Below are 16,643 nucleotides of genomic sequence, written 5' to 3'. Positions count from 1 at the left end.
GATGGCGTCATAGCCTTTGGGCATAGATGCCGTGGATGGGCCTGGATCGCCGTGGGCCTGGGTGCCGATGGGCCTAGGCGTCGGTAGGCCAGGGGCGGGCATCCGACAGCAGCCCGATCATCCCCGACACCAGGCGCAACTGGTCCACCCCGCGGATGTCGGCTTCGACCAGCCGCGGCGAGCACACCACGACCGCCACGCCCTGCGCGCGCGACAGCGCGACGTTCAACCTGTTGCGGGACAGCAGGAAGTCGAGTCCGCGCGGCAGGTCCACGGCCGCCGACGAGGTCATGGTGGTGATCACGACCGGCGCTTCCTGCCCCTGGAAGCGGTCCACCGTGCCGGCCCGGACGTGCTCGTACCCGACGCGTTCCAGCTCCCGCCGCACCAACCGGACCTGCATGTTGTACGGCGCGACCACCAGCACGTCCGAGTCGTCCAACGGCCGCGCGCCGGGCCCGTCGGTCCACATGCGGCCCATCAGCGAACGCACGACATCCACCACTGCCAACGCTTCTTCGAGCGAGCTGGTGGTGTTGTGCCGGTGCTCCACCTCGCGCACGTACACACCGGACGCCAGCCCGGAGATCCCTCGTGAAGCCGTGCTCGGGTGGGCGTGCAGCAGCCCCGCGTACGACAGCCGCGACACCGGCTCGCACACATCGGGGTGCATCCGCCGCGTCTGGTCCAGGAAGTACCCCAGCTCCGACGGGATCACGTCCGCGTCACCGATGAGGTGCCCCAACGCCGACGCGTCCGCACCCGCCGGGTGCGTGCCCTGCACGACCTGCGGAAGCTGCTGGGGATCGCCGAGCAGCACCAGGTTCCGCGCGCACATCGACACCGCCAGCGCGTCGGCCAACGCGAACTGCCCCGCCTCGTCCACGATCACCACGTCGAACGGCTGCTCGCGCAGGGCGGCGTTGGCGAACGTCCACGCCGTCCCTCCCACCAGGTGTCCGGCGCCCTGGTCGTGCCGCCAACGGACCAGCGCGGGGTTGTCCCTCGGCTGCTCCCAGGCGCAGTCCTTCGCCGGAGTGCCCTTGGGCCGTTTGGCGGTCGGGATCGGCACACCCAGCTCACGCCCGGCGGCCCGCGCCGCGCCGAGCACGTTCTCGACGGCCTTGTGGCTGTTCGACGTCACCCCGACACTCCGCCCGCCCCGCACGAGGTGCGCGATGAGCCGTCCCGCGAGGTACGTCTTGCCCGCGCCGGGCGGCCCCTGCACGGCGAGCGCCGACCCGTCCAGCGCGTCGACGGCCGCGATGACGTCGGCGATCACATCCCGGTCGTGCCGCAGCGCGCCACGCACCCGAGGCGGCGTCCGCCGGACCAGGTCCACGCCGGGGTGTGCGGGCAGCTCGGGCAGCGAGTCGACCACGAGGCGGGCCAGCTCGTACACGGCCTCGTCCTTCGGCGAGGGCCGCACCGGGCTGCCGGGCAGCACCGCCACCGGCCTGTCCGCGTCGATCTCGTCCGGCGCCACGCTCTCCACCAGCGTGATGTCCTCCGCCGACTCGCCCAGCACCACGGCGTCCCGGGTCCGGTTCGGCGTGCCCGGGTACAGCAACCGGACCTGGTCACCCGCCGTGAACGGGTGCGGCCGGTCCGGGTCGCACCGCACCCGCACCTCGCGCTTGGCCTTGCGCACCCGACCGGACGGCATCGCCCAGTCCTCCGCCCGCACCGACACCGGGACGGCGCACGCGCTGTCCGACTCCAGCTCCGACAACGGCGCGGCGACCTGCCGGAAGAAGTCCCACCACGCCGGGTTCGTCTCCCGCCGGTGGTACCCGACGGCCGCCGCCAGCAACGCCCGCGCCCGCTCGTCGGCCGTGAACTCGGCCGGGTTGTCCGGCAGTCCCTCCAGCAGCGGGTCGACCACCGCGGCCATGCGCTCGGCACGCTCGGCGCGCCGCTGGGCGGCCATCTCGTCCTCGATCTCGTCCACAAAGGACTTCTCGGGGACCTGGGGCTCGATGCCCGCCTCTTCACGCACCTCCAACAGGAACCGGTAGAGCCGCCGCGTCGAGACGCAGTCGTACGCGTTGTACTCGGCGATACCGTTCAGCACTTCCTCGGCCCGCCCGACGTCGTCGATCTCGTTGAGCGTCAGGAACTCCTCGTAGGCCTCGATGCTGGACACGGCGTTCGTCACGTCCCCGCCCCGCGCCGAAGGCATGTACAACGGCTCCAGGTACTTGATCGAGTACGACCGCTGCGAAACCCGCAAAGCCTTGCGCACCACGGCATAAAGGTCCACCAGCGCCCCGGACCGCAGCAGGTGGTCGACGGCTTCCTCGCGCGTCCCGTGCAGAGCCGCGAGCCGCTTCAACGCGCTGACCTCGTACGGCGCGTAGTGGTAGACGTGCGCTCCGGGGTGCTCCGCCAGCCGCTGAGTCGCGAAGTCCACGAAACGCTCGAAGGCGGCCTTCTCCTGCGGCCGGGTGTGCGCCCAGAACGGCGTGAACTCCTCCTCGGGCGTCACCACCCCGAACAGGTACTCCAGCCCCTCGCCGGCGAGCGCGAACGGGTCGCCCTCCATGTCGAAGAACAGGTCCCCGGCACTGGGCGCGGGCAGCTCCGCCAACGCCTCGGGCGCGACGACCTCGTAGGCGACCTTGCCGACCGGGTCGTCGGAGGTGCGCGAGTCGTCCTGGATGACCTGCAACGCGGCCTGCGCCCGCAACCCGGTGAACGTGGCGGCGGACATCGTCGCCGGCCGGTCCTCGCGGGTCGCGTTGGCGAGGGCGTCGATCGTGCCCAGCCCGGCGGCGACCAGCTTGCGCCGCTGGTCCGTGCGGATGCCCGCGACCAGCGAGAGGTCCCGGTCCCGATCCCGGCCGCTCGCGCAGTGCCGGGAGAACCGGCAGCCGGCGCACGCCGGGCGCTCGTCGTCCCACAGCCGCTCCGGCAGGCTCGCCGGCCCGCTGACGCGATCGCGCAGCCGCTCCTGGAGGTTGCGCACCAGTGGCAGGAAGTCGGCGACGCGGAAGGACCGGACGCTGTCGTCACCGAGCAGCAGGTGCATGCCCGGCCCGGCGTCCGGGCCCAACGCGTTCGCGTACGCCGTCAACTGCACGACCGACGCCGGCGTCGCGTGCCGGGCGAGCTTGGCGTCCTGCGGCTCGTATCCCCGCTCCGTCAAGACCAGGAAGTCGGCGCGCCCGTGGAACCCGTCGGCGTAGAAGACGCCCTGGTAGATGACCGGCGCACCGGCCCGGACGGCGGCCCGGGTCGCCGCGGCGGCGTCGGCCAACGCCTCGTGGACGGGCGCGGGCTGGGCGATCTCGACCACGTCGCCCCGGGCCTTGAACCGCTCCAGCACGGCTCGCTCGTGCGCGATCCCGTGCCTGGCGGCCAACACGTCCGGCTGCGCGTCGGGTCGCGGTGCGTCGGGCAGGCCGACGGCCAGTGCCAAGGACAGGCGGCTGCGGTGCTCGCACTCCAGCAGGTCCACCAGGTCCGCCGGGGAGTGGACGAGCCTGCCTTCGGCGGTGAGCATGGCGGGCAGTATCGCGGCCGAACGGCCCAGGCCAGTGGACCGCGCCCGGCGAGTCGCGGGAGTGTCGGCAGGGCCACTGCCGGGATCGGGAGCCCGCTCCGCCGGTCAGCGGTGCTTCGCCATGCGGGCCTGCCAGCGGGAACGGTGCTCGGCGGCGTCGGCGGCGGCTCGCGCCAGGGCCGCCGGGTGGACCGGTTCGGCGCACCACTCGCGCAGGACGTCCGCCATGCCGGTCACGAAGGTGTGGCCGGTCGGCGTCAGCTTCCCACTGGCCAGCAGCGTCTCGGCGGTGGTCAGCGCGGCCGACCGCCAGCGGGCGTACTCGGTCTGCGCGGGCAGCCCCGGGCGCGTGCGCCAGAACGCCGCCACACCGAGATGGGCGTAGGTGCCGTGCAACAGCCCGGCCAACGGCCGGGGGTCCTCGCGCCACGGCGCGTAGAAGACCTCCCGCCGATCGGGCACGAGCAGCGGGAACAGGTCCATCAGCGCCACCAGCTTGGTGTGCTGGGCCTCGTGCGTCAGGGTGGCCGCAAGCGTTTCCGGGTCCGGCGCCAAGGACAGGAACACGCACCCGAACGCGTCCGCGACCGTCGCACTGCTGGTGCCCGACCGCGACGAGGGCATCGGGGTCAACACCGTCACCAGCTCCGCGAACTCGGCCGCCATCCCCGGATGATCGCGCGCCAGCACCTCCCAGGCGCCGCCCAACGCCGACCGCCACCGCTCCGGGTCGGCGTCGCGGTCGACCGCCAGCCCCGGCGGCACCCCGCCACCCGCCCACCCGTCGAGCTGCACCACGTGCGTACCCAGCACCACCTCCGGCAACGGCTCATAGGCCAGCGAAGCCGGATCGGCGACCCCCAGCGACGGCAGTGACAACACGTCGACCGGCGGGAACTCGACCCGGGGTTCGATCCCGGCGCGGATGGCCGCCGCCGCGGCCACGAACGCCAGCTCGGCCGGACGCGCCGGCGAACCACGCCGCAACGCCAACGCCGTCCGGGTCGCCCAGGCGCCCACCGAGGGGTAGTCCAACACCCGGGCCGCGGCGGAGGGCGACGCCCGGTCGGCGTCCACCAGCAGGCGATACGCCGGTCGGGCCTCGGCCGCCGCCGCGATCATCCGGATCAGCAACGAGGTCCGGCTGCGCCGGGCCAGCCGCAGCGCACGGACCGCCCGCGCCCCGCCCTGCCCCCTGGCCAGGGCGGCGAAGTCCGCCGCGGACAGGCGCCACGGCCGAACCGTCACGCCAGCGCCGCCAGGTCCGCCGCCACGCGGTCGCGGACGTGGCTGACCAGCCGGTACAGATCGGCGCAGTACACCGAGGGGTGGTCGAAGCCGTCGGCCGCGAACCGGTGCGCGCGCAGGCCGCCGCCGCAGGCCGACACCACGTCGCAGGACCGGCAGCCCGCCGGCAGCCCGGCCAGACCCGACTGTCCCGCAACGATTTCCGGCAACACCGAGGCCTGGTCGAAATCGTCCCGCGCGACGTGCAACCCGGTGAACGCCGCAGCCGGGGACGACGACGCCAGGATGTCGGACGCGGAAATCGTGCCGTCGGTCTCCACCACCACCTGCGCGGGCGGCGTCAAACCCACGCCTTCCACACCGGATCGCCCGCCCAGAACGACGTTCAGCAACTCCTCGAACAGCCGCACCCGCGTTTTCGGTTCGACATACCAGCGGTCGAACAACGTGGTCAGCCAATCCGCGTAAGGCGTGTCCGGTGAGCCGGCGACCCGACCGGGCGGTGGCGCGGACCAGTTCCCGTGCGGGAGCAGGAAATCGACGGCGGGCGGCGTGAATCGCAGCAGCGACTCGTAGACGCCGAGCGGATCCGACCGCACGTCCACGACGCACAGCAGACCGCCGTACACCGAGCGGAACTCGCCGGACAGCAACCGCAAAGCCGTCCGCACCGCCGCCCAGCTCCCCGTTCCGTCCGGCCGCACGCGGTGCCGGTCGTGGGACTCCGGATCGCCGTCCACGCTCACGCCGACCCGCACGTCCAGTGCCGTGAGCAGCTCCAGGAACGCGCGGTCCAGCAGGGTTCCATTGGTCTGCACGGAGAACCGCACCTCGGCGGGCACCGCGGACCGGAAGCGGCGCACCAGCGACTCCACCGCGGCCCGCCCGAAGAGCAGCGGCTCACCGCCGTGCAGCACGATTTCCACCTCGGCCAGCCCGTGCGCGCGCACGTGCCGCGCCACCCGTTCGGCGGTGTGCGCCACCAGTTCCGGCGACATCGCGCGCGGCCGGGACCGCCAGCTTTGATCGGCGAGTTCGTAGACATAGCAGTAGTCGCAGGCGAGGTTGCAGCGGCTGTGCACCTTCACCACGAACTGGCGGAACGGCCGCGCTTCCATCCACCCCCCGATCCATCGGCCCCCGAACAAACCAAACACATCGGGCCGGCCGCTACTTCCGCCAATCGGAGGATTCCCCGCATTGTCCGTTGCCGCGCACTAGGATGGGGATCAGCGCACTGCGGACAAACCCGCAGCTTTGCGGTGAGGGGGTATGGCGTGATGGCTGAGGAACCCGTCCTGGAGTCCGAACTCCTCGACGTCACGGGGCTCGACCTGGCGCGGCTGGCGGAGCTGCCGGACACCGCGCTGCGGGCCGCCCTGCACCGGATCCTCGCCGAGAACGCCGAGATGCCGAACCGGTTCGCCGCGTTCGAGAGTTCCCTGTAGCGGCCATCCGGGTGACGCCGATCCGTCGCGAAGTCCGTCCCGCACCGCCGATCTGGAGCAGTCGATGAGCAGCCCCGCGGGCCATGTCCACACCGGTGTGACGGCGTTCCTGTCGGCGACCGGCGGCACCGGGCGGACCAGCGCGGTGGCGAACCTGGCGTGGGTGCTGGCCGGCGCGGGCCGGCGGGTGCTGGTGGTCGACTGGGGCTCGGAGGTGCCGCGGGTGCGCGAGTACCTGGAGCCGTTCCTGGTGTCCCGCCAGGCTTTGCCGGACGCGCTGGGCCGCGCGCTGCTCGCCGCCTACCTCGCGGACCCGTCCCACGAGGAGGACCCGCCGCCGGTGGTGGAGCGGTTCGCGCCGCCCGTGCCGGACGCCACCGGCCACATCGACGTGGTGGCCCCGATGCCGACCGACGCGGCGGGCCGGCCGCGCCCCGAGTCGCAGCACGGCGACGCGGGCGCGATCGCCGAGCTGCGGGCCCGGCTCGCGGAATCCGACTACGACCAGGTGCTGATCGACGCGCCCACCGGCATGGCCGACGAGTCGCTGACGCTGATCGCGACGCTGTGCGAGCTGGCCGTGGTGTGCTTCCGGCCGCGCCCGAGGGCGATAGCGGACGCCGCCGACCTGGCCGCGCAGGTGCGCAAGCGCGCCCCGATCCGCATCGACGTGGTGCCGGTGGCCACGCTGTTCGACGACGCCGAGCAGTCCCGCGCGCAGCGCATCCGCTCGCAGATCCACGCCGCGTTCGCGGAACTGCTGGCCGGGCAGGCGAAGCGGGTGCCGGACGGCGGCACGGTCGAGATCCCGTACCGGCCGTTCGACGCCTTCGACCCGCTGCTCGCGATCCTCGCCGAGGAGCCCAGCGGCGGCGGCGGCCTGGAAGCGCAGTACGGCAGGCTCGCGGCGGCCGTCAGCGGCGGCGAGGTCACCGCGTGCGCGCCGGTGCCCGCCGTGCTGCGCGCCCGCTACCGCCGGGTGTTCGGCCTGACCGCCGCGGCCGACGCGGACCGGGTGGCCGTCGTCTACGCGCCGCGCGACCGGGCCTGGGCCGACTGGGTGCGCGGCCAGTTGGAGCGGGCGGGCGCGCAGGTGGTGCCGCTCGCCGACGTGGCGCAGGCCGACGCGTACCCGACCGGCGTGGTGGTGCTGGTCTCGCCGCACCTGGACGAGGTCGAGCCGCCGCCGGGCGTCACGGTGCTGCGGCTGCTGCTGGCCGAGGACGGCGGGGACGGCCTGTCCGTGCACGAGCACCTGCCGGAGACGCTGAGCGCCAAGCTGCTCGGGCACTTCGGCCTGATCGACCGGCCCGGCACCGCGCACGACGCGCCGATGCGGCTCCCCGGCGAGGACCCGGTGGTGTTCCGGCTGCCGCCGCGGCACCGGGCGTTCGTCGGGCGGGACGAGGACATCGAGGCGCTGCGCGACGAGTTCGCCGACGCGGGCGACGAGCGCGCGGTCGTCACGCTCAACGGCGAGCCGGGCGTGGGCAAGAGCGAACTGGCGCTGGAGTACGCCTACCGGTTCTCCGCCGCCTACGACGCCGTGTGGTGGCTGTCCGCGCAGGACCGGCAGTCCGTGCAGGTGGGCCTGGCGGAGCTGGCCGTGCGGCTGCGGCTGCCCGGCTCCACCGACTTCGGCTCGCTGTCGGCGCTGGACCGGCTGGCCACCGACCCGTCCTACGGCCGGTTCCTGCTGGTCTACGACAACGCCGACGACCTGGACGCGATCGCCGACCTGCTGCCGCCGGGCGCGACCGGCCACGTCCTGATCACCTCGAACACGGCCGCCGCGCCGTCCATCGAGCTGGTCCCGATGACCGCGGCGGACAGCGTGGCGATGCTGCTGGACCGGGTGCGCGGGCTGACCGCGGACGACGCCCGGCGGGTCGCGGCGGAGGTGCGGCACCTGCCGCTGGCGCTGGACCTGGCCGGGGCGTGGCTCGCGGAGACCGTGCGGGCCGAGCGCGGCGCGGGCTCGTCGGACGCGGACGCCGCGGGCTGGGCGGTGCGCACCTTCTTCGACCGGATCGGCCAGTCCGAAGTGGACAGTGTCGCGCGGGTGGTCGACGTGGTGACCGGATCGTTGCGGGAGCACGGGATCGGCCGGGTCGCCGTGCTGCTGGCCCGGCTGTGCGCGTTCCTGTCGCCGCAGGGCGTCGCGCTCGGCCTGGTGCGCTCGCCCGCGTTCCTGGACCGGCTGATCGCCGTCGGGGGCGTCGACGCCGCCCCGCTGGAGCTGGACGCGGCCGAGATCGACCGGGTGCTGTGGGCGGGCGCGCGGCACGGGCTGTTCCGCGTCGACTGGGGCGACGAGTACTCGCTGCGGCTGCACCGGGTCGTGCAGCGGTCGCTGCGCGTCGGGATGCCGCCCGCCGAACGGGACGCCCGGCAGGCGGACGTGCTGGCCGCGCTCGCCGCCTACGCCCCGACCGAGGTGGAGGACAAGTCGCCGACCCGGCGCGTCCGGTTCCAGGAGCTGCAACAGCACGTGTTCCCGTCCGGCGCGGTGCGCAGCGCCGACCCGAAGGTGCGCCGCTGGCTGGTCAACCAGGTGCGGTTCCTGTTCACCGACGGCGGCGCGGGCGTCCGGCGGGCCGCCCTGGAGCCGGGCCGCGAGCTGCTGGAGTCGTGGACCCGCCGGTTCGGCGCGGACGACCCGCTGCGCAACCGGCTGGCCGCCCAGCTCGCCAACGTGCACCGGGTGCTCGGCGAACCGGCCGAGGCGTTGCGGCTGGACGACCTCGCGCTCGCCCAGCAGCGCCGCGCGCTGGACCTCACCCACCCGCAGCCGCTGATCACCGCGCGCGGCCGGGGCGGCGACCTGCGCGGCCTGGGCCTGTTCACCGAGGCGCTGGTGGAGGACCAGGCCACCTGGGAGAGCCTGCGGTCGGTGCTCGGCGAGGACCACCCCGACACCCGGCGCGCGGCGAACAACCTGGCGTCGTCGATGTTCCTGTCCGGCGACGCGGCGGGCGCGCTGACGCTGGAGGAGGACAACTTCCGCCGCCGCCGGCGGCTGTTCGGCGAACGCGACGCGTTCACCTGGGTCACCCTCGCCCAGATCGGGCTCTACCAGCGGGAGCTGGGGCGCTACCCGGAGGCGCTGGAGTCGCTGCTGGCCGCGTCGCAGAAGCTCCAGAGCCTGCGCCCGGAGCTGAACCAGACCCAGGTCGGGGTGCACTGGAACTACGCCATCGCGCTGCGGCTCGCCGGTCGCACGCGGGCGGCGAAGGAACGCACCGGCAAGGCGTTGCGGGACTACCGCGAGCTGATCGGCCCCGACCACCCGTACACGCTGGGCTGCGCGCTGAGCTTCGCCGCCGACCACCGGCGGGTGGGCGGCGACCCGGAGCTGGCCGTGGAGCTGGCGCGGACCGCGCTGGAGGGGTTCCAGGGGCTGGAGGGCATCCGGGAGCACCACCCGTTCATCGCGCTGTGCCGGCTGGGCCTGGGCCTCGCGCTGGGGGCGGTCGGCGACCACGCGGGCGCGGTGGACGGCGTCGCGGCGGCGGCGGAGACCCTGCGCGGTCGGCTGGGCGACACGCACCCGTGGACGCTGGCCGCCGCCGTGGACGAGGCGCGGGTCCGCGCGGCGGCGGGGGAGACCGACCAGGCGGCCGTGCTGATCGCCGAGGCGCACGCCGACTGCGTCGAGTTCCTCGGGCCCGACCACCCGCACACCGCCGTGGCGGCGCACAACCTGCGGGTGGCGGCGCACCCGGCCGACCAGGACTGGCGGGAGTGCGATGTCGACGTCCCGCACACCTGAGCGCGCAGGAGGGAGCAGCGTGGAGCTGTACGAGGAGGAGGCCGAGCACCTGGGCCCCGAGTTCGACACCACCCGGCACGCCTGCCGCGCGGCGATCGTCAAGAGCCCCGCGCTGCACTACCTCGCGCACTACAGCAGCGGGGTGTTCGACTTCGGCGTGGACGCGCTGGGCGACCCGCCGTCCCCGCCCGACGCGCTGCCCGGCGGCACCCGGCGCGAGGAGCTCAAGCGGCTCGGGCGGCACCTGACGTTCCAGGTCACGTCGCTGGACCGGGCGTTGCAGGAGGCCCGCACCGGGCGGCTGATCCGGACCGTGCTGCACACCGAGCAGGGCGCGTTGTTCTGCGACTCCGTGGTGCCCACCGAGCACGTCGTGGGCCTGGTGCTGGACCACGCGGGCGCGGGACCGCTGTTCGGGCACCCGGCGGTGGACGAGGCGGACCGGGCGATCGCGGAGCTGGCCACCGGCCTGCGCGGCGAGCTGAGCCTGGGCTCGCTCAACCCCGGCGGGTGGGAGACGTTCGGCGCACCCCAGGCCCTGCCTGGCGCGGGTCCGCGCGAGCCGCACGTGTCGGCGGGGGAGGGTGCGCTGGACGCGTGCGCGGAGGCCGTGCGGGCGCAGGACCTGCACCTGGTGGCGCACGTGGCCGGCGGCGAGGTGCTGGCCATGGTCGACCACCTGGCGGACCCGTCGCTGGGCCCGTTCTTCAAGCAGGTCACGGTGGAGGCACGGCGGCGGTTCTACCTCGGGTTCGTGCGCGAGCTGGGCGGGCTGGCGACCCGGCTCAACCGGGCGGTGCGGCCGGTGGTGGGCGGGCTGCTGGTGCGCGCGGTGCTGGACGTGGAGATGGGCGCGGTCTACTACTACCGGCTCGGTCCGGGCGAATACGTCGTGGGCGTGACCATCGACCAGGCGCAGGTCGGGGAGGCGGATGATCGAATGTCCGCTTTGGCCACCCGGCTCACTCCATCCGGGCCTTGAAACGGGTGCGGTGATTACCTACCTTGGAATGGTGACGCCCGCTGTCCGTTCGGTTGCGCTGTTAGCCGCTCTCGGCGTGGGCTGGCTGGTCGCCGCGCAATGGGGACTTCGTGCAGTCGACGAATCCGCGGCTTATGGTTTCTTCATCACCGCGCTGCTGGGGTTCGGCCTGTACGCCAGCACGAGCGGTATCGAGATCGCGGAATTCCGCAGGCAGTTCCGGACGGTGGTGCTCGCGGTCACGCTCGGTGTGCTGGCGAAGGTCGTGCTGATCTTCGGCGTGATGTACCTGGTGTACCGGGAGCCGTGGCACCTCATCCTGGCGGTGGCGGTCGCCCAGATCGACCCGCTGTCGGTGGCGGCGATGCGCGCCAAGTCCCGGATGTCGCCGTCGGCGAAGGCGCTGCTGTCGGCGTGGGCGTCGTTCGACGATCCGATCACCGTGCTGCTGACGGTCTACATCACGTCGTTCGCGTTGCAGGGCGGTGCGGTCGGCGGGTTCGGGGCGTTCTCGGTCAACTTCGCGCTCAACCTCGCGCTGGCCGGCGGTGCTTATGTGCTGTGGCGACTGGTCCGGCGGCGCGTGTCCGGTGCGCACCGGCGGGCCGTGCGGGTGCTGGTGCGGACCGTGCTGGTGCTCGCGGTGCTGGCGGTCGGGTTCGTGGCGGTGCAGTTCTCGCTGCTGTTGGCGCTGGCGCTGATCGGCCTGTTCTTCCGGCCGGACCTAGGGCGGTGCGTGGACGGGCTGGCCGAGGTCGGATTGTTCGCCGCGACCTTGGCGGTCGGCTTGGTGCTCGCGGCGGAGTTCTCGTGGGCGCTGGCCGGGGTCGGGGCGGTGCTCGGCGCGGCGGCGTTCCTGTCGCAGGGTGTCGTGGCGTGGGTGCTGACGCTGCCCCGGCGGTGGCGCGGCGACCGGATGCGGCTGTGTCTGGGGCAGCAGAACGGGCTGACGGCGATCATCCTGGCGCTGCTGCTGGAGCCGAACTTCCCCGGGGCGATCGCCGTGGTCACGCCGGCGGTCGTCGTGGTGAACCTGCTGCACGCCTTGACGAACGGCTACTACGACCGCGTCCGTCCGCCCAAGTCGGCGGTGTCGGAACCCCACGTGCTGCGCCGGCCGCGTTTGCCGCTTCCGTTGGCGCCGGCCGCTTTTCGGCGGTTGGCACGGGTTCGGTAGTCCGGAACGCACTTGCAATGAAGTATTACGAAACGAAACCACCGCAGAGGGACCACAACGCAAGGCGACCTGTACCTACGCACGTCTGGTCTCAAGTCGGGAACGTTAAGCAACGGGACCACATCATCGATAAGCCCTGAAGCTGTCAGGGACGGCCGGAACGCCACACGCGCTACGGATCGTGCACTTGCGGGTGCCAGGTCGCGTTCTGCTTCTGGGTACGCGGCTTGGCACGCTGGGCGGGTTGCTCTGCGGGCGGCGTGTTTGCGCTGACACCGGTCCCCGGCAGATTTTAGGGCTTCCGATGATGTGGTCCCGTTGCTTGATGTTCCCGGCTTGAGCCCAGACCGGCGTGCTTCTGGAGCGCTTTGAGTCCGTGGTAACCCTTCTGCCGTCAAGCTGCGTAAAACATTGAAAAACAAGAACGGGATGCTCTGCTTCTTGGCCCTCAGCCGGTGTGCGAAGCCTTCAACACCGCTCGCCGAACCCGAGGACTGAGGTTGCGGAGGGCGTCGTGCACCCGGTTGCGCCGGGCGACCTGGCTCACGTCGGCCACCAACCCCCCGGTCCGCGCACCCCAAGGCGGCAGCCCGAACAACGGATCCAGGTCGAACAGCGGCAGGAACTCCACGATGTCGTCATAAATCCCGCAAAGCTGCTCCAGCCGGTCCTCCGCCTCGGCCGAACCACCCTCCCCCCGAAACCACTCCGCCACCGCACCCCGGAACGCCAACACCGTCTTCTGGATGAAGATCGCCTTCGCGGCGGCATCCGTGAACTCCGGTGTGCGCAGCCGACGGTGCACCGCCTCCTGGGTCTGCGGCGGCGCGAAGTCGAAGGCCTCGTCGAGCATCATGTCCAACTGGATCAGGCTCTCCAGGGCGTCCACCGCGTCCCGGAACAGCCGTTCCACCTCGCCCGGCAGCCGGTTGTCCGCCGCCGCCCGCGCCGGGGCCGAGCCGACGAGCAGCGCCAACTGCCTGCCGATCGCCCCGAACTGCCGGTCGGACGAGGTGCGCATCCCGTCCACGTGCTCGGCAAGCTGCTCGATGAACCCGTAGATGCTCGACTGCTGCCGGGACAGTTGCGCCATCCGCTGCCGCAAGGACGAGATCGGATCGTGCTCGTCCGGCCGGCTGGTCGCGCCGAGCAGGGCCTTGAAGTCGTCCGCGAACGTCCGCTCCGAGTACACCAGCGGCTCGCGGCCCAGTGGTTCGCGTAGCTGGATCGCCACGCCGTCCGTCAGCACCCCGTTGACCAGCAGGATGATCTCGGCGTCCGACTCCGCCTCGCGCACCGCCGACACCCGCCGCATCACGGTCGTCACGTCGGCGTTGTCCAGCAGCGACCCGGTCAGCAGCACGGCGCACCCGCCGTCCCGGTCGGGGAACGTCACCCAGTAGTCCGCCAGCGAGTCCTCGCCCGACCCGAGCAGGTGGTTGTGCCAGTACTCCCAGCCGTTCGCGTCGAGCAGCCGCCGCACCGCGCCGTCCAGGTCGTCCGCGCTCAGCGAGCCGAACAGGTCGCGTGCCGCCTGCCGCACCATCTCGTCGGTCGCCGTGACGTCCCGGTCGCCGGTCACCCGCACCCGGTCGTCCACCAGCCGGAACACCCGGTGGCACAGGCGGACGACGTTGCGCGTGTTGCCGCCGGCCACGTCCCGCAGGTAGCGGACGGTCTCCGGGGTGAACGGCGCCAGCGTCGTCGTCCCGGTCAGCGCCTGCTGGGCGCGCATGATGAACTCGCGCACCTGCGTGTGGCTGAGGCCGGACATCTTGACCGTGTACGGGATGCGCTGCCGCACCGCGGGCGACAGCACCGCCTTGAACTCCGGCAGCCCGCACAGCACCAGGCACGCCCCGGCCTTCGCGAACACCTGCAACATCGTCTGGAACGCCGCCATGGTCCGCGCCTGCGGCTGGTTGTCGGCGGAGAAGATCTTGTCCAGCTCGTCCACCGCCAGCACGAACCGCCGCTGCCGCCCGCCGAACAGCAGGGCGAACACGCCCATCGCCTCCAGCGCCGCGACCTCGGTGTCGATCGGCGTGGTGATGCCGCGCTCCACCAGCACCTGGTCCGGCGCGCCACCCAGCAGCCACGACCACACCGCGTGCTCGAAACCCGGCCGCAGCAGCAGGGTCAGCGCCGTGCCGAAGTCCTTGTTGTTGGTGACCTGGCGCAGGGTGTCCTGGACCTTGCGCAGCAGCGCGCTCTCCATGAGGCCGAGCCGCTCCACCACCTCCTGCGGCTCCAGTTGCCTGCTGCCCAGCCATTCCAGCGTGTCGGCGGTCAGCCCGGTGCTCTGCAGCGAGTCGGCGACGATGTCCGCGTAGTAGTCGCTGACCTGCGCCCGCACCCCCTCCCTCCCGAGCCGCCGCATGAACCGCCGGTACAGCTCGACGAAGCTCTCCGCGGTCGCCTCCAGGTACAGGGCGCGCGACGGGTCGTCCAGCACCCGCCGGGCGTGCCGGACCAGCCGCACCGCCAGGTGCGTCTTGCCGGTGCCGTAGTCGCCGAGGATCGCCAGCACGGTGCCCGCGCCGGGCGCGGCCTCCAGGTACGTGTCGAGGTGCGCGACGGCCAGCCGCCCGGCGTCGGTGGCGATCGTGACGTCCGCCGCGTCGAAGTCGTCCTGGAAGTCCTCGATGATCAGGGCGACCGCCATCGGCGAGAAGGGGTTCTTCCGCGGGGGCGGGAGTTCGTCGCTGCCGCTCATGGGTGCATCCCCAGTCCGTTCAAGTACGCCCGGATGTCTTCGACGGTCACCAGGTCGGCCTCGGTGTAGCTTAGGCCGGTTTCGAGTTTTCGTTCGTACGTGCCGTGCAGAATCCGCTGGAGCATGGCGACGGATTGACAGATCCGGCTCAGCAATTCGACCGCCTGATCACTCAGTTGTGGATAGATCCCCACTTCGGAGTGACGCAGGAGCCGGTCGTCGGCGAAGCGTTCCGGATCGCCGTCGTCCAGTTTTCCCACCAGCAGGGTGATCGGCGGAACCCACGTCTCCAGCCGCCGCACGAGTTCGGCGATGTCGTCCACGCCGAAGAACGCCGACTCGGCGAAGAACAGCACGCGTGGGCTGCGCAGTTGGCGCGCGTACCGGATCACCTCGTCCAGCAGCTCGTTCGGCGACGGCAGCAGCACCATCAGCACGACCTCCTCGGCCAGCGCCCGGCCCAGCCGGGGGAACACGCGCTGCGGGTTGTCGCGGTCGCCGCGCAGCTCGTCCACGGCGGTCTGGCGCAGCGCCTGGGTGTCCACGAGCTGGTCGAATAGCTGGTCGCAGACCTGCACGGCGCGCTCTTGGATGGACAGCTCCTCGTCCTCCGGCAGGCACCCCGTCAGGTCGACCACGACGCCGCGCATGCCGCGCTTGCGCAGCTCCAGCACCGTCCAGTCCGCGCACCGGTTGACCAGCGCCGTCTTGCCGCAGCCCGAGTCGCCGGTGACCAGCACCAGCCGGCCGTCCTCCAGCACGCCGGTCAGGTCGCCGATCTCCTGCTGGTACTCCTGGAACGCGCTCTCCGCGCCGTCCACGTCCACGTAGTAGTCGCGGTGCGCCTTGCGCTCCCACGGGCGCAGCGGGCGCATCGGTGTGCGTTCCCAGCCGGGCAGCGGGAACGGGTTGATGGGGTGGCGGGGCACGGTCATGTCGCCTTCAGCGCGGACTGCCGGCGCAGCGGCCGGCCGAGGGCGCGGGCGACCAGGAGGACGTCGTCGCGCAGGGCGTCGAGCGCCGCGACGAGGGCGGCGGTCCGCTGGTCGTCGGGACCGGCCCAGCCCGCGGTGAGCCGGTCGCCCAGCGGACCGGCGGCGAGCTGGTCGCGCAGGCCGCGCAACTTCGTCCACCGGGGGTGGTCGGTGTGCGCGACGGCGAGCTGGGTGACGAGCTTCCCGCGCGCGGTGCGGACGGCGGCCTCCGGGCGGTTGGCGCCCCAACTGTCCAGGTAAGCACGCGCCGCGTCGTGGAAGTCGATCACCGCCGTGCGCAGCGCGTCACCGACCTGCCTTCCTCGCATCACCCGCTCGCGCCACGTGGCCGCGGCGAACGCGAGGACCGCGCCGAGCAACGCGGTGAGGAACGGCAGGGCGTCCGCGAACGGGTTGGGCGGCGGCGCTTTCACCGCCCGGTACAACGCCGAGCACGCCCGGTCGAACTCGGCGGGTCGGTCCCGCCGCCAGTTCGTCACGTCCGGGGGAACTGCCAGGTCCAGGGCCTTTCCGGCGTCCCGTAACGGCTGCCGCTGGGCGCCGGCGAGGCAGAACACCGCTTTCGCGTCCTCGTCCGCGTCGGCGGAGGCCGCGATCGCCGACGCCGGTTGGACCAACGCGGTCAGGCACAACAGGATGGCGGCGCGACCAGCCCGCCCGCGACCCATGCCCACCCCCACGCCCGGCGACTGCCCCAGCCTACCGACGGAGAGTCGCACAGGAGAGCGGTTCCGTTAACCGGCATACCCGGATGGCGCAAACCCGTTGCTACTTTCCACAGTGGACGGAATCGTCCCGGC

General features: G+C 72.6%; 10 protein-coding genes. 4 read left to right on the top strand and 6 right to left on the bottom strand.

Going from position 1 to position 16,643, the window contains the following annotated elements; genetic code table 11:
* Window positions 1–73 precede the first annotated feature (73 nt).
* From ACQPZF_RS30440 to ACQPZF_RS30430, 3 genes are all read right to left on the bottom strand, one after another.
* Entirely contained in the window at window positions 74–3,505 is a 3,432-nt protein-coding gene (locus tag ACQPZF_RS30440) for a TM0106 family RecB-like putative nuclease (protein WP_433262783.1), read from the bottom strand.
* A 105-nt stretch (window positions 3,506–3,610) separates the two neighbouring features.
* Complete coding sequence (locus ACQPZF_RS30435; RefSeq protein WP_433262781.1) at window positions 3,611–4,753, bottom strand: aKG-HExxH-type peptide beta-hydroxylase; 1,143 nt, start codon at window positions 4,751–4,753, stop codon at window positions 3,611–3,613.
* Window positions 4,750–5,871 carry an FxsB family cyclophane-forming radical SAM/SPASM peptide maturase gene (locus ACQPZF_RS30430; protein WP_433262779.1) on the bottom strand — a complete coding sequence of 374 codons (1,122 nt, stop codon included), beginning with the start codon at window positions 5,869–5,871 and terminating at the stop codon, window positions 4,750–4,752. The genes ACQPZF_RS30435 and ACQPZF_RS30430 overlap by 4 nt, the downstream gene beginning before the upstream one ends.
* Window positions 5,872–6,033: 162 nt before the next feature.
* On the opposite strand from ACQPZF_RS30430, the gene fxsA reads away from it, so the two are divergent.
* The 4 genes from fxsA to ACQPZF_RS30410 all read left to right on the top strand — a co-directional run bounded on the left by fxsA (window position 6,034) and on the right by ACQPZF_RS30410 (window position 12,132).
* Window positions 6,034–6,201, top strand: coding sequence for an FxSxx-COOH cyclophane-containing RiPP peptide (gene fxsA / locus ACQPZF_RS30425; protein ID WP_433262777.1), 168 nt, complete (start codon window positions 6,034–6,036; stop codon window positions 6,199–6,201).
* 64 nt (window positions 6,202–6,265) lie between these two features.
* Window positions 6,266–9,973, top strand: a complete 3,708-nt coding sequence (gene fxsT, locus ACQPZF_RS30420; RefSeq protein WP_433262775.1) for an FxSxx-COOH system tetratricopeptide repeat protein — start codon at window positions 6,266–6,268, stop codon at window positions 9,971–9,973.
* 19 nt (window positions 9,974–9,992) lie between these two features.
* Window positions 9,993–10,955: a hypothetical protein gene (locus ACQPZF_RS30415; protein WP_433262773.1), complete on the top strand. Its 963-nt coding sequence runs from the start codon at window positions 9,993–9,995 to the stop codon at window positions 10,953–10,955.
* A 31-nt stretch (window positions 10,956–10,986) separates the two neighbouring features.
* Window positions 10,987–12,132, top strand: a complete 1,146-nt coding sequence (locus ACQPZF_RS30410) for a hypothetical protein (protein ID WP_433262772.1) — start codon at window positions 10,987–10,989, stop codon at window positions 12,130–12,132.
* A 448-nt stretch (window positions 12,133–12,580) separates the two neighbouring features.
* On the opposite strand, the gene ACQPZF_RS30405 is transcribed toward ACQPZF_RS30410, so the two are convergent.
* Genes ACQPZF_RS30405 through ACQPZF_RS30395 form a run of 3 tightly spaced genes read right to left on the bottom strand, consistent with a single transcriptional unit; the run spans window position 12,581 to window position 16,511 of the window.
* Window positions 12,581–14,848 carry a hypothetical protein gene (locus tag ACQPZF_RS30405; RefSeq protein WP_433262770.1) on the bottom strand — a complete coding sequence of 756 codons (2,268 nt, stop codon included), beginning with the start codon at window positions 14,846–14,848 and terminating at the stop codon, window positions 12,581–12,583.
* Complete coding sequence (locus tag ACQPZF_RS30400; protein WP_433262768.1) at window positions 14,845–15,783, bottom strand: ATP-binding protein; 939 nt, start codon at window positions 15,781–15,783, stop codon at window positions 14,845–14,847. The genes ACQPZF_RS30405 and ACQPZF_RS30400 overlap by 4 nt, the downstream gene beginning before the upstream one ends.
* Window positions 15,780–16,511, bottom strand: a complete 732-nt coding sequence (locus ACQPZF_RS30395) for a hypothetical protein (protein ID WP_433262766.1) — start codon at window positions 16,509–16,511, stop codon at window positions 15,780–15,782. The genes ACQPZF_RS30400 and ACQPZF_RS30395 overlap by 4 nt, the downstream gene beginning before the upstream one ends.
* Window positions 16,512–16,643: the final 132 nt, after the last annotated feature.

Source organism: Actinosynnema sp. CS-041913 (assembly GCF_050942485.1).
Taxonomy (GTDB): domain Bacteria; phylum Actinomycetota; class Actinomycetes; order Mycobacteriales; family Pseudonocardiaceae; genus Actinosynnema.
The sequence above is the reverse complement of the archived record's forward strand: the minus strand, read 5'-3'. Positions and strand labels throughout refer to the sequence as shown.

Bases quoted from the DNA above. Each gene is read 5' to 3' on its own strand.
- ACQPZF_RS30440 (WP_433262783.1), bottom strand. From the start codon at position 3,505: ATGCTCACCGCCGAAGGCAGGCTCGTCCACTCCCCGGCGGACCTGGTG.
- ACQPZF_RS30395 (WP_433262766.1), bottom strand. From the start codon at position 16,511: ATGGGTCGCGGGCGGGCTGGTCGCGCCGCCATCCTGTTGTGCCTGACC.
- ACQPZF_RS30430 (WP_433262779.1), bottom strand. From the start codon at position 5,871: ATGGAAGCGCGGCCGTTCCGCCAGTTCGTGGTGAAGGTGCACAGCCGC.
- fxsT (WP_433262775.1), top strand. From the start codon at position 6,266: ATGAGCAGCCCCGCGGGCCATGTCCACACCGGTGTGACGGCGTTCCTG.
- fxsA (WP_433262777.1), top strand. From the start codon at position 6,034: ATGGCTGAGGAACCCGTCCTGGAGTCCGAACTCCTCGACGTCACGGGG.
- ACQPZF_RS30405 (WP_433262770.1), bottom strand. From the start codon at position 14,848: ATGAGCGGCAGCGACGAACTCCCGCCCCCGCGGAAGAACCCCTTCTCG.
- ACQPZF_RS30400 (WP_433262768.1), bottom strand. From the start codon at position 15,783: ATGACCGTGCCCCGCCACCCCATCAACCCGTTCCCGCTGCCCGGCTGG.